Here is a 12,499-nt window from a genome sequence, read left to right as displayed (position 1 = left end):
GCACGCCACGAGACGTGCCATGGCGAAGTCCGCCCCGGTGCAGGTGAACGCCCTGCACCGTCGTCGGATCAGTCCGCCTGCAGGAGGAGCCGACGACCTTCCTGCGAGAGCGGCACCGCGTCACGCTGCAGCATCCAGGACGCGATCGAGTGGAACAGCGGAGCGGCGGACTGCCCGCCCGATCCGTCGGAGCTGCGGGTCGGGGCGTCGAGCATGATGCCGATCACGTAGCGCGGATCGTCCGCCGGCGCGATGCCGGCGAAGGTGATCCAGTAGTTCGAGTTGGAGTAGCACTTGCACTCCGGATCGACCTGCTGCGCGGTGCCGGTCTTGCCACTGACCTGGTATCCCTCGATACCGGCGGCGACACCGGTGCCGCGCTGGTTGCCGGTGTCGTTCTGCGTGACGGCCCGGAACATGTCGCGCACGGTGCGCGCGGTGTCGGCACTGACCACCGGCACGCCCTCGGGCTGCGGCTCCGCGGTGCGCTGACCGTCCTTGCCGACGGTCGCCGACACGATGCGCGGCGGGATGCGCACGCCGTCGTTGGCGATCGCCTGGTACATACCGGTCATCTGCAGCAGGGTCATGGACAGGCCCTGCCCGATCGGGAGGTTCGCGAACGTGCCGCCGGACCACTGGTCGCGGGCCGGGACACTGCCGGCACTCTCGCCGGGCAGGCCCACGTCGGTGCGCTGTCCCAGCCCGAACTTGTCCAGCATGTCCGCGTAGCGATCCTCGCCGACCCGCTGCGCGAGCATCAGCGTGCCCACGTTGGAGGACTTACCGAACACACCGGTGGTCGTGTACGGCGCGACGCCGTGATCCCAGGCGTCCTTGACCGTCGCACCGGACATCGTGATACTGCCGGGAACCTGCAGCACCTCGTCGGGGTTCGTCAGACCGTCCTCGACGGCGGCCGCCGCCGTGACGATCTTGTTCACCGATCCCGGCTCGAACGGGCTGGACACCGCGAGGTTGCCCATCTGCGCCGTCGGCGAGTTGTTGCCCACGCCGATGGCCGGGTCGAAGGTGCCGTCGTTCGACATGGCCAGCACCTGGCCGGTGTGCGAGTCCAGGACGACGGCCGACGCGTTCTTGGCGCCCGACAGATCCTTGGCCTGCTGGACCTGCTGCTGAACGTAGTACTGGATGTCGCTGTCGAGCGTCAGCTCCACATTCGAGCCGTCGATGGCGGGTTGCTGGTCGCGCCAACTGCCGGGAATCACCGCGCCGTCGCTGCCGCGGTCGTAGGTGCGGGAGCCGTCGGTACCGGCCAACACCGGGTCGAGCGAGTCCTCGAGGCCGAGCAGGCCGTGGCCGTCCCAGCCGGTCGCCCCGACGATGTTGGCGGCGAGCGCCCCACCCGGGTACTCGCGGATGTCCTGCCGCTCGAGGCCGACCTCGGGGTACTGCTCGGCGATGGTCGCCGCGACCGCGGGATCGATGCTGCGCACGAGGTACTCGAACGACGAGGATCCGGTCATCTTGTCGAGAAGGTCCTTCTCCGACACCAGGTCGCCCAGGATGCCGTGGACACCGGCAGCGACCTCCCGGATGCGATCGTCCGGATCCGGCTTCGTGTCGTCCTTCGCCTTCGCCTCCTCGAGCTCCACACGCACTCGCTGCGGCTGGAAGGTCAGCGCCTTCGCCTCCATCGTGAACGCGATGGGATTGCCGTCCCGGTCCGTGATGGACCCTCGCGTCGCCGGATCGACGATGGTGGTGGTGCGCTGACTGGCCGACTGCGCCGACAGCGACGGGGCGTCGATGCCCTGGATCCACAGCAACTGCAGCGTCGCGACGCCCAGGATCGCGAACATCGCGAAACGGCCGTAGCGGAACCGGAAGTCGAACGTCTCGGACTTGCGTGGACCCTGTCGACGCGGCGGACGAGGACCGCGAGGACCGGAGCCGGTGGCCGGCCGAGCGCGTGGGTCGCCGTGGTCGCGGCCAGTGCTCCGGTACGGCTGTCGAGTGGTCACCGAGCGCCTCCTGCGATGGGTACCTGCTGCTCGCCCACCGCGGCGGCGGGAGCCGGAAGAGGCGGCGGCGCAGCATTCTCGGGCATCGGCGTGGACGTCGGTGCCGCGGGTGCGGACGCCGTGGGGGCCGGCGTGGTGGATGCTGCCGGTGCCGACGTGGTCGGGGTCGCGGACGCACTCGGCGACGTACCCGGGCGCCCGACGGGTGTGAGCGCCTCCCCGCCGGACGCGGGTGCCCCGGGGCGCGCACTCGGAGTCGCCGCACCGCCCGACGGGGTGGCGGCCGCGAAGTCGGGAGCCGGTGGACCGGCGGCCGGTGCCGGCGTACCGATCACCTGGACGACGCCGTCCGGCAGGACCACCAGTCGCGGAACGTCCTTCGTCGGGATCATTCCCTGTGCGGTCGCGCGACGGGCCAGCTCGGGAGCCGAGTTCGCGGTCTCCACGTCACGTTGCAGCGCGGCGGCCCGTTCCGTCAGCTCCTGGTTGGTGGCACGCCCCGCACTGAGCAGGTACGAATCCTCCGCAGCGCGTGTGCTCAACAGCAGTGTCGAGGCGAGTCCGATGGCGAGGAGCCCGATGATGCTGGCCACGAACGGGATCCGAGCCGCGACGGATCGGGTGGGTCGATGCGCGCGCGGGTCGGACTCGTGGGACATCGCACGCTGGCGACGCTTGTCGTACGCGCGCTTGGCCGCGCCCGTGCGAGCGGGAGGCCGCGGTGCGCGCACCGTCTCGAGCGAGGACCCGGCGCGGCGGTTGCCGTCCGATCCGGTCACGTCCACCGGAACACTCATGACGACCTCCTGGAAATGCGTTCTGCGCCGCGCAGTCTGACCGGAGCCGCGCGGGGGTTGTCGTCGATCTCGTCCTGCGAGGCCTTCTCGGCGCCGCGAGTGAGCAGCCGGAACTCGGGTCCGCTTCCCGGCAGCTCCATCGGGAGCCCCTCCGGAGTGGTGGACCGGGTGCGCGGTGTCAGCTCCTGCTTGACCACGCGGTCCTCGAGCGACTGGTACGACATGAAGACGATGCGTCCCCCGACGACCAGCGAGTCGAGAGCCGGTGCGATGGCGTCTCGCAACGAGTCGAGTTCCTCGTTCACCGCGACCCGCAGTGCTTGGAAGGTCCGCTTCGCCGGATGTCCGCCGGTGCGACGCGTCGCGGCCGGGATGCTCGCGTAGAGCAGTTCGACGAGAGGCCCGCTGGTGACGAACGGTTCCGTCTCCCGGCGGCGCAGGATCGCCGAGGCGATGCGGCCGGCGAAGCGTTCCTCGCCGTACGTGCTGAGGATGCGGGCGATCTCACCGTGCGACGCGGTGTTGAGGATGTCCGCGGCGGTCCGACCCGTCGTGGGATCCATCCGCATGTCGAGCGGTGCGTCCACGGAGTAGGCGAAGCCACGATCGGCGGAGTCGAGCTGCATCGACGAGACGCCGAGATCGAAGAGGATCCCGTCGACGCTGTCCGTCGCGCCGAGGCCGACCGACGCCAGCGCGTCCTCGATACCGTCGTACGTGGTCGCGACCAGCGAGACGCGGTCACCGAAGGGAGCCAGCCGTTCTCCGGCCATGGCCAACGCGTCCGGGTCGCGGTCGAGACCGACGAGACGCAACCGCGGATACGCGGTGAGGAAGTGTTCGGCATGACCGCCGAGGCCGAGAGTGGCGTCGATGTAGACGGGATCGCGGTCGTTCGCAGCAGCGGCGACGAACGCCGGTCCGAGAAGTTCGTCGGCCCGAGGAAGACGGACCGGAACGTGCGAGAAAGGCGAGGCGGATGCCTGCTCGTCCTCCGCCATGGTGGTGATCTCCCGCCTGATTCGCATTCGAGCTGTGTGTCGTGCCAGGTGGAGCGGTGAGTGCGTCGAGGTCTCTGTCCGACAGTGGAACCTGGCGTTGGGGAAGTACGTCAGGGTCCGACCGGTACTTGGCGTTGGGGAAGTACGTCAAGGCCCGGTTCGGGCAGAGGCCACGCGGCACTCGCCGCCGGCCGGGTGTGGCTACAACATGTCTATGAGCGATTCGTCCACTGCCTGCGAGAAATCTTCTTCATGCTCCTGCGAGTACCGCTCCCACGACGCGGCGTCCCACAGCTCGAGATGATCCATCGAGCCGATGACGACGCAGTCCTTCGACAGCGCCGCGTACTCGCGGTGCGAGGACCCGATGGTGATGCGACCCTGCGAATCCGGCCGCTGCTCGTCCGTACCGGCCGCGAGGTTGCGGATGTACGCGCGCGCCTGCGGGTTCGACCGCGAGGCCTTCGACAGCTTCGCCACCCGCTCCGCGAACACGTCACGGGGGTAGATGGCCAGGCTGTGGTCCTGCCCTTTGCTCACCATCACTCCTCCCGCCAGGTCTTCGCGAAACTTCGCCGGCAACGTCAGTCGAAACTTGTCATCGAGCTTGGGCGTGTAGGTACCGAGAAACACTCGGCACCTCCTCGACCCTGTGTCGTGCAGTTCGCGGGACTCCATCGATCCCCGCTGTCCGCCACATTACCCCACTTTCCCCCACATTCAATCGACACGGCGGAACATTTCAGTGACTCGTCACTAAAGGGCCAGGTCGCACGCACAAAGAGCGGCGAAGTCGATCCGGCAGCGGGAGGACCCACGTGCGCGTGGTGGAGGTGTCCCCCACCGTTCCGCGGCACCCGTGAACCGGATAATCCGAGGTCGAACGGCACGTTCGCGCGTCACGGGCCCGGGTGACCGCGCGCGGCAGAGTCGCCAGGGGTGCCGGGTGGGGCGTGGTGGGGATCCGGGGGCCGAGACCACCCTCGGTGGGGCGCGGTGGGGGGATCGACACCCACGGGGCCCTGAACGGCATCAGCGCGGCACCCGTGGTGGGTGCCGCGCTGATGTGTCACAGCATCGGTGTGAGAGGCGTGCTGCCCCTCACGCGAGAATCGGAGCGGTCGATGTGACCGCTCCGGTCTCTCTCATTCCTGGTCGAACCGTCGCTTGAAACGATCCTCCATCCGCGAGGAGAATCCCTTGCGAGGACCTCGGCGCGGTGCGGAACCGGAACGGCGCGGGCCGCTTCCCGGTGCCGGCGGGTTGTCGCCCTCGGTCTGCTCGGACTGGGGCGCGGTGGGCTTGCGCAGCAAGAGCAGAACGCCGGAGCCGAACATGAACACGAATCCGACGAGACTGATGATCGGGAATCCACCGGGCTTGAACGGGAGGGCCACGCCTGCAATGAGCAGAATGAGGCCGATCACGAACAGAGCGACGGCCTGAAAACGACGCCGCGTGGATGCGGCTCGAATCCGTCCGCCGCGCACGGTCGACGCGAACTTGGGGTCCTCGGCATAGAGAGCGCTCTCGATCTGGTCGAGCATGCGCTGCTCGTGCTCGGAGAGTGGCACGGTACCTCCCCCGGCACTGGATGGTGGCTCTCACTTCTTGGCCAGAAGTGAGAGGTAGCCGATCGGTCCGGCTACCTGTTGTCGATGATACGAGCAGAATCGGCGGCGAGCCACCTACCTGCACCACCAGTATGCGAGAAAAAGTCGCTCCGTGGTGGCGACCAGGCCTACGCGGGCACCGCGACCGCGTCGGACCGCGAGGTCACACGGTCCTCGACGCGGTGCAGAAAGCGTCCCACCTGCAAGAAGAACTCGTCCGCCTCGGCCGCGTCGAGCCGATCGGCCGAGCCCGCCTCGATGGACGCACGCAGCGTGGAATACGCGGCGAAGTACGACGCCCACTCCGTGAACTCCGGCGCAGCCGTCCGCATGCGCACCCAGGCGCTGCGGGACGCCCCACGCTTGGGCACCGGATCGACCGCGTCGAGCAGGGCGCCGGCACCGCGCAACGCGGCGACGTAGGACTCGAGGAACATGTCGGCCGCCGACGGTGCACCGGCCGCGTCACCGAGAATGGCGTCCGCGCGACGCAGCAACATGCGGGCGCGGGCGTGCGTGCGCGACGGCGCCGCGGAGGCGTCGAACGAGACCACCGTGCCGTTCGTCATCGTCTCACCACCCTCCGTGCGGTCTGCAGAGCTGCGGCGTGCCGCAGTGTGACCACCCGTCCTCCGAGCCATTGCGCTACCTCCCTCTCCGACACGTGAACCGATCGGCGTCCCACGTCCTTCTCAACACCGTCGGCCTGTCGGTTACTCCCCTGAGCGGGCCGATCGAGCGCGATGTAAGCATGGAGGTCGGACATGTTCTCCGGACCGTCTCGCGCGATCGACCCGATGTCGGGCCGATCGACCCGAGGTCGATTCGTTCGAACGTGTGTTCGATGACTTCACTGTAGCGCGGACGTCCGACACGATGCGAGGGATCGAGGTGAGTACCGTTCACGACGCCCGAGGCGGCCCCTCCGACGAGGGCATTCGTCTGATCGAACTCACCCCGCAGGACATGCGCCGACGGTTGACCGAAGCCCTGTCCGTCTACGTCGCCGCGATGGGCTACCCGCGCGGAACCGAGTTGCATCGGGCGCCGATGTGGGCGGAGCACATCCTGCGGCCGGGGTGGGGCGCGGTGGGAGGAGTCTCACACGACGACCACCTGGTGGCGATCGCCTACTGCTATCGCGGAGCGCCACATCAGTGGTGGCATCAGCAGGTCCGCGACGGAATGCGACGAGCGGGGTGGTCCGCCGAGAACGCCGAGCGGGTCCTCTCGGACTACGTCGAGTTGACCGAGCTGCACGTCTCCCCCGAGGCTCAGGGGCACCGTCTCGGCGAACGGCTCCTGCTCGCCCTCATGGCGGGCCGCCGGGAGAGTTCCGTGCTGCTCTCCACCCCCGAGGTCACCGGCGAGGACAATCGAGCATGGCGTCTCTACCGGCGGACGGGGTTCCAGGACGTCGTGCGCCGATTCCACTTCGCCGGGGACGCCCGACCCTTCGCGGTGCTCGGCCGCGAATTACCCCTGACACCCGGGACCGGACTCGGTCTCGACACCACCACAGAAGAGGGGCCGACCACGTGATCGATGCCGCCGTCGTCGGATCGGGTCACAACGCACTCGTCTCCGCCGCCTACCTGACCGATGCCGGATGGTCCGTCCGCGTCCTCGAACGAGACACCGTCGTCGGAGGCGCGGCCTCCACGGTCGAGCGCTTCCCCGGCCACAAGGTGGATCGGGGCTCGTCCGCGCACATCATGATCCGGCAGACCGGCATCATCGAGGAGTTGCGTCTCGCCGATCACGGCCTGCGCTATCTCGACTGCGACCCGTGGGCGTTCGCGCCGCCTCCGCCCGGCACCGACGAGCCGGGCATCGTGTTCTCCGTGGACCTGGACGCCACCTGTGCCTCGATCGAGGCGGCGTGCGGACGCAAGGACGCGGACGCGTACCGCGCGTTCGTCGCACTGTGGGGGCCCCGCAGCGCACGTGTCATGACGTCGTTCGGGAGTCCGCCCACCGGGAGGGCTCTGCTGTCCTCCTTCTGGGGCATGGACGCGAGCGACGGTGCGGCGGCCCTGTCCCGCGAGTTCCTCGCGTCGGGCGACTCGCTTCTGAACCGGTGGTTCGACAGCGAGCGCCTGAAAGCGGCTCTCGCGTGGTTCGGCGCCCAGTCCGGTCCGCCGATGTCCGAGCCCGGCACGGCCCCGATGGTGGCCTTCAACGCTCTGATGCACACGACCCCGCCCGGCCGCGCCGTCGGCGGCAGTGGCGCGCTGAGCGTCGCGCTGCAGACTAAGATCGAGGCCGACGGAGGCACCGTCACCCTCGGTGACGCCGTCGTGTCGGTCACGCGTGTCGGAGACGGATGGTCGGTCCGCACCGCGAGTGGCGAGGAGGTGCGCGCACGCACGGTCATCGCCGGGTGCCACATCCTGACCACGCTCGACCTCCTCGACGCCGGCGGTTTCGACACGGCGACGACGGAGTCGTGGCGACGGCAGATCGACGTGGGGCCGGGCATCGGCATGGTGGTCCGCGCGTCGACGTCGTCGCTGCCGCAGTATCCCGGCGCTCCCGGCGTCGAGTCGTCCAGCCGCGGACTGCAACTGCTGGTACACGACCGGGCCCAGCTCCGTCGGGCGCACGGAGCGGCATCGGCAGGCGATCTCCCGCCGGCGCCGGTGGTGCTGGCCATGAGCTTCAGCGCGGTCGACCCGTCGATCGCGAAGCCCGGCGAACACCAGGTCTCGCTGTGGTCGCAGTGGCACCCGTACCGACTGGCCGACGGTCGGAGCTGGCGAGGTGGCAGCCCCGAGGTGGCGGAACTCGAGGGTGATCGGATCGTCGCCGAGGTGGACAAGTACGCCCCCGGCTTCGCCGACAGCATCCTGCAACGGCACACCCAGTCCCCGTGGGACCTCGAACAGGAACTCGGGCTCGTCGGGGGCAACGTGATGCACGTCGAGATGTCACTGCACCAGATGATGATGTGGCGCCCCATGCCGGCGCTCGCGGACATGACCGTGCCCGGAGCCCCGTCGTTCTTCCTGACCGGCGCCTCGATGCACCCCGGCGGCGGTGTCTCCGGATCCAGCGGCCGCAGTGCCGCCCGGCTCGCGATCGCCGAACGCGCGGGCAGTCCTCTGAAGCGCGTGGCGTCGCGTCTGGGCGCCGCTCTCCCGGGCCGCCGATGAGGTCGGGAGACACTCTCCGCGCGTCGGGGCGAGCCACACCCGTCGCGGTGGGCTTCGCCGTCGCGGCCGTCCTCGCGCAGATCAGTTACCCGCTCGTCTCGGGCGGCGTCAAGGACGCCGTGACGTTCTGTGTCGTCGCTCTGCTCGCCGCCGCCTGCGTCACGCACGCGGCGAGCGCACGCGGGGCCGGGTGGGCCACGCTCATGGTGCTGCTCACCGCCGGGATCGGTCTGACGGCCGAGATCATCGGCACGCGAACCGGCATGCCCTTCGGGTGCTACGAGTACGCGCAGGACCGCATCGGACCCTCCCTGGCCCACGTGCCGGTGGTGGTTCCGTTCGCCTGGACGGCCGGCCTGTACCCGGTGTGGTGCGCCGCCACCGTCGTCGCGCAGCGGATGCGCCGACCGGTGCTCACCCGCGTGGGACTCACGACCGTCGGAGTCGTGGGGTGGGATCTGTATCTCGACCCTCAGATGGTGGCCGACGGTCAGTGGACCTGGTGCAGTCCCTTCGCTCCCCTGCCCGGGCTCGACGGCATCCCGTGGACCAACTATGTGGGATGGCTGCTCGTCGCGGCGCTCATGGCCGCCGCCATGGAGGTCCTGGGGCGGTCACCGATGCGCACGCCCACGGTGAGCCCGCTGGTGCCGTGGGGGCTGTTCGTGTGGACGTGGCTCGGCTCTGCTCTCGCCCATGCGGTCTTCCTGCCGGACCTCGGTTGGTCCGCTCTGTACGGCCTCGTCGCCATGGGCGTCGTCGGTGTCCCCTTCCTCCTCGCCCTGTCCCGACCCCGGTCGGACATCGCTCGCGACGCGCCACGCCGCGCTGACCGACCCGTTCACTGACGGTGTCGCGGCGGCCTGGCACGATGACCGCTGTGCCCCACCCCGCTGCTCCTCGCACGTCGCCGCGCGTTTCCGTACCGCGCCGCGTGGTCTCCGTCCTCGTGCTCGCCCTGCTGACGGTTCCGCTGCTGGCCGGGTGCCTCCGGGCACAGGTGTCCATGGGCGTGTCCTCGAACGATCGGGTGTCCGGCCGCATCGTCGCCGCGACGGTGCCGACGGCCGAGGGTGACACCGGACCGGGCATGGAGGTCCCCGACAGCCTGGGCAGCAAGATCCGGGTGCAGCCGTACGACTCGGACGGGTACGTCGGCAGCGAGGCGCTGTTCAGCGACCTCACGTTCGGTGACGTGCAGCAGCTCGCGGCACTGTCCGACCAGTCGGTCGGCCTCTACCAGCTGTCCCTGGTCCGCGCGGGTGACCTCGTCACTCTCGCCGGCCAGGTCGATCTGAGCTCCGTACCCGCCGAGGGCAGCGACGTGCAGTTCACCATCGCCTTCCCCGCTCGTGTCACCACCACCAACGGCGCCCGCGAGGGCGACAACGTGGTGTCCTGGAAGCTCCCCGCCGGCGAGCGCAGCACCCTGCGCGCCGAGGTGCGCTACTCGGATCCGAACACGCGCAGCTTCGCCGGGTGGGCCGGCATCGTCTTCGGTGTCACCGTGGGTATCGCGGCCATCGTCGGCGGCATGGCCTACGTCGCCCGCGACGCTTCCGGCGGACGCCGACGCGATGCGGAGTCGGCCGGCCGCCGGTGACCGCCCGGCGCCGAGCCCGGAACGCGGTTCGAGTCGGCTCTCTCGCCTCGATCGCCACCGCGGGCATCGCCCTGATCAACGCAGCGACCGCACCCCGCGTGCTGCCCTCGTCCGCGGCGACGGTGCGGGCCGGTGAGCGCATCACGGTCTGCATTCCTGCCCGTGACGAGGCAGACCGTCTCCCCGACCTGCTGCGGGATCTGATGGCTCAGCGCTCCCGGTCCGCGATGACCGTGCTCGTGCTGGACGACGACTCGTCCGATGGGACCGCGGACGTCGCCCGGGCCGTCGTGGGTGACGATCCGCGTTTCCGGATCCTGGCGGGCCGCACGACCGAGCCGGCCGACGCGCCGGGAATGGGCAAGTCCCTCGCCTGCCTCGACCTCGGCCGCCGCGCGCTCGCGACCACCGATCCGACCCTCGTCGTCTTCCTCGACGCGGACGTGCGATTGCATCCTGATGCACTGGACGCCGCCGCGTCCGTTCTCCGCGAGCACGACGTGGCCATGCTCTGCCCGTGGCCCGCGGAGACGGCGGTGACGACGATCGAGCGGGTCGTCCAGCCTCTGCTGTCGTGGTCGTGGTCGGTGACCCTCCTCGTCCGGGCCGCCAATCGAGGCCGTCGGCCGTCGATGGGCGTGGCCAACGGGCAGTTCCTCGTGCTCGACGCACCGTCCTACCGCGTGGTCGGCGGACACGAGTGCACACGCTTCGCGGTGGCCGACGATCTGACGCTGGTGCGGCACGTCCGCTCCCGCGGTCTCCCGACGGCAGTGGCGTACGGCGGGCGCGTCGCGACGTGCCGCATGTACACCGACGCCGCGCAGGTGCGTGCCGGTCACGCGAAGTGGCTCTGGTCCCAGTTCGGCGGCGCTGCAGGCACTCTCGCCGTCTCGGCGATCGCCACAGCCGTATGGGTCCTGCCACCGATCGCGATGGCCGCGCGCGGATCGACCCGCCGGTGGGGAGTCGCCGGGTACCTGGCGGGATGGGTGTCGCGCATCGCTGCGCGGCGCGCGGAGGGCAGCGACGACTCGCTGGCCCGCGACGTCGTCACCTCGGCGCTGCACCCACTGTCCATCGCGGCGGGCTCGGCGCTGCTGGCCTCATCGGACCGGGGACGCCGCCAGGGCACTCTCGTGTGGAAGTCGCGCGTTCTGGCCACCCGGCACTGATCCGGTACCGATCCCACCCGTGCCCTCCGGAACCGGGCGGGCGAGCCCGAGATTGCCGACGACCTCACTGGTGGCCTTCGCGAAGTTCAGCGTGATGAAGTGCAGGCCGGGGGCGCCCTCGGCGATCAGTCGCTCCCCCATCTCGGTGGCGATCTCGATGCCCACCGCGCGCACGGCGGCCCGGTTCTCGTCCGGGTCGGACCCGGCCGCGGCGGACAGGCGCTTCTCGACGGATGCGGGCAGCGCAGATCCCGACAGCTCCATCGCACGCTTGACGCTGCGCAGCGACGTGATGGGCATGATCTCGGGGATGATCGGCTTGGCGCCCTGCTCCGGATCGAACGCGGCGACACGGTCACGCAGGCGGAGATAGTCCTCGACGTCGAAGAACATCTGGGTGATCGAGTACTCGGCGCCCGCACGCAGTTTCGCGACCAGATGGCGGGTGTCGTGGTCGAGATCGGGCGCGCGGTGATGTCCCTCGGGGAACGACGCGACACCGACGTGGAAGTCGCCCAGCTCGCAGACCAACCGCACCAGTTCCTCCGCGTACTCGACGCCGTCCGGATGCTTCTCCCACGGACCCAGCGGATCGCCGGGAGGGTCGCCACGCAACACGAGAATGTTGGAGATGCCGCGGTCCGCGTAGGCCCCGACCATCGCGCGCAGCTCGGTGCGGCTGTGCCCCACGGCCGTGAGGTGGGCCACGGGCAGCAGGTTGGTGACCTCCGCCAGCTCGCCGGTGACCCGCACCGTGCGATCACGCGTGGATCCGCCCGCCCCGTACGTCATGGACACGAAGGCGGGATGCATCTGCTCGAAGGTGCGCACGGCACGCCACAGGCGGTCCTCGGCGGCCTCGTCGCGAGGAGGCGAGAACTCGACGGAGAACGGAACACTCCCGTGCGCCGCGGAATTCAACCGGTCGATCACCGACGGAGTGCGGCTGACCCGCGCGCGGGAGGATTCGTCTGTCACGCCTCACAGCATAGATTCCCGCGCCGACCTGCTCGGGCCCCCAGGTCGTCCGCACCGGCGCCGTGTCCGAATACCCGGATAGAGTCGGGGGTGCCAGGACGCTGCGCCCGAGACCCGACCGCATCCCGACCGACTGCCCGCGGACTCCGTCCGCCGCACCGAACACCGGAGGAAACTCTGTCCGCCGCACCG

General features: G+C 69.9%; 12 protein-coding genes. 5 read left to right on the top strand and 7 right to left on the bottom strand.

Features of this window, described 5'->3' with window-relative positions; translation table 11 throughout:
- Positions 1 to 68: 68 nt before the first annotated feature.
- From ASG69_RS16830 to ASG69_RS16805, 6 genes are all read right to left on the bottom strand, one after another.
- Complete coding sequence (locus ASG69_RS16830; protein ID WP_082544520.1) at positions 69 to 1,985, bottom strand: peptidoglycan D,D-transpeptidase FtsI family protein; 1,917 nt, start codon at positions 1,983 to 1,985, stop codon at positions 69 to 71.
- Complete coding sequence (locus ASG69_RS16825; RefSeq protein WP_235578981.1) at positions 1,982 to 2,782, bottom strand: hypothetical protein; 801 nt, start codon at positions 2,780 to 2,782, stop codon at positions 1,982 to 1,984. The genes ASG69_RS16830 and ASG69_RS16825 overlap by 4 nt, the downstream gene beginning before the upstream one ends.
- The gene (gene rsmH / locus ASG69_RS16820) at positions 2,779 to 3,783 is read right to left on the bottom strand and encodes a 16S rRNA (cytosine(1402)-N(4))-methyltransferase RsmH (protein ID WP_027505842.1); all 1,005 of its coding nucleotides are present in this window, start codon (positions 3,781 to 3,783) and stop codon (positions 2,779 to 2,781) included. Before rsmH ends, ASG69_RS16825 begins: the two co-directional genes overlap by 4 nt.
- A 201-nt stretch (positions 3,784 to 3,984) precedes the next feature.
- Positions 3,985 to 4,416, bottom strand: coding sequence for a division/cell wall cluster transcriptional repressor MraZ (mraZ, locus tag ASG69_RS16815; protein WP_056445596.1), 432 nt, complete (start codon positions 4,414 to 4,416; stop codon positions 3,985 to 3,987).
- A 512-nt stretch (positions 4,417 to 4,928) separates the two neighbouring features.
- Positions 4,929 to 5,357: a DUF3040 domain-containing protein gene (locus ASG69_RS16810; protein WP_056445599.1), complete on the bottom strand. Its 429-nt coding sequence runs from the start codon at positions 5,355 to 5,357 to the stop codon at positions 4,929 to 4,931.
- Between the two features lie 167 nt (positions 5,358 to 5,524).
- Positions 5,525 to 5,965, bottom strand: coding sequence for an SAV_6107 family HEPN domain-containing protein (locus ASG69_RS16805; RefSeq protein ID WP_235578980.1), 441 nt, complete (start codon positions 5,963 to 5,965; stop codon positions 5,525 to 5,527).
- Between the two features lie 397 nt (positions 5,966 to 6,362).
- Between ASG69_RS16805 and ASG69_RS16800 the strand changes: the two genes are divergently transcribed.
- From ASG69_RS16800 to ASG69_RS16780, 5 genes are read left to right on the top strand one after another with little or no spacing between them, the layout of a single operon-like run.
- A complete protein-coding gene (locus tag ASG69_RS16800; RefSeq protein WP_231476337.1) occupies positions 6,363 to 6,938 on the top strand; it encodes a GNAT family N-acetyltransferase in 576 nt (191 codons plus the stop codon).
- On the top strand, positions 6,935 to 8,551 hold the full coding sequence (locus tag ASG69_RS16795; protein ID WP_051613370.1) for a phytoene desaturase family protein: 1,617 nt from the start codon (positions 6,935 to 6,937) through the stop codon (positions 8,549 to 8,551). The genes ASG69_RS16800 and ASG69_RS16795 overlap by 4 nt, the downstream gene beginning before the upstream one ends.
- Entirely contained in the window at positions 8,548 to 9,399 is an 852-nt protein-coding gene (locus ASG69_RS16790; RefSeq protein ID WP_056445602.1) for a carotenoid biosynthesis protein, read from the top strand. Before ASG69_RS16795 ends, ASG69_RS16790 begins: the two co-directional genes overlap by 4 nt.
- Before the next feature lie 23 nt (positions 9,400 to 9,422).
- The gene (locus tag ASG69_RS16785; RefSeq protein WP_056445605.1) at positions 9,423 to 10,154 is read left to right on the top strand and encodes an LppM family (lipo)protein; all 732 of its coding nucleotides are present in this window, start codon (positions 9,423 to 9,425) and stop codon (positions 10,152 to 10,154) included.
- On the top strand, positions 10,151 to 11,329 hold the full coding sequence (locus ASG69_RS16780) for a glycosyltransferase (protein WP_056445607.1): 1,179 nt from the start codon (positions 10,151 to 10,153) through the stop codon (positions 11,327 to 11,329). Before ASG69_RS16785 ends, ASG69_RS16780 begins: the two co-directional genes overlap by 4 nt.
- Here the strand turns inward: ASG69_RS16780 and ASG69_RS16775 are convergent.
- A complete protein-coding gene (locus ASG69_RS16775; RefSeq protein ID WP_081821267.1) occupies positions 11,261 to 12,307 on the bottom strand; it encodes a methylenetetrahydrofolate reductase in 1,047 nt (348 codons plus the stop codon). The genes ASG69_RS16780 and ASG69_RS16775 overlap by 69 nt on opposite strands.
- Positions 12,308 to 12,499 lie beyond the last annotated feature (192 nt).

The organism is Rhodococcus sp. Leaf225 (assembly GCF_001426145.1).
Lineage (GTDB): Bacteria > Actinomycetota > Actinomycetes > Mycobacteriales > Mycobacteriaceae > Rhodococcoides.
The sequence above is the reverse complement of the archived record's forward strand: the minus strand, read 5'-3'. Positions and strand labels throughout refer to the sequence as shown.

Excerpts from the sequence above, each read along its gene's own strand:
- rsmH (WP_027505842.1), bottom strand. The coding sequence starts at position 3,783 with ATGGCGGAGGACGAGCAGGCATCCGCCTCGCCTTTCTCGCACGTTCCG.
- ASG69_RS16825 (WP_235578981.1), bottom strand. The coding sequence starts at position 2,782 with ATGAGTGTTCCGGTGGACGTGACCGGATCGGACGGCAACCGCCGCGCC.
- ASG69_RS16800 (WP_231476337.1), top strand. The coding sequence starts at position 6,363 with ATGCGCCGACGGTTGACCGAAGCCCTGTCCGTCTACGTCGCCGCGATG.
- ASG69_RS16785 (WP_056445605.1), top strand. The coding sequence starts at position 9,423 with ATGACCGCTGTGCCCCACCCCGCTGCTCCTCGCACGTCGCCGCGCGTT.
- ASG69_RS16805 (WP_235578980.1), bottom strand. The coding sequence starts at position 5,965 with ATGACGAACGGCACGGTGGTCTCGTTCGACGCCTCCGCGGCGCCGTCG.
- ASG69_RS16790 (WP_056445602.1), top strand. The coding sequence starts at position 8,548 with ATGAGGTCGGGAGACACTCTCCGCGCGTCGGGGCGAGCCACACCCGTC.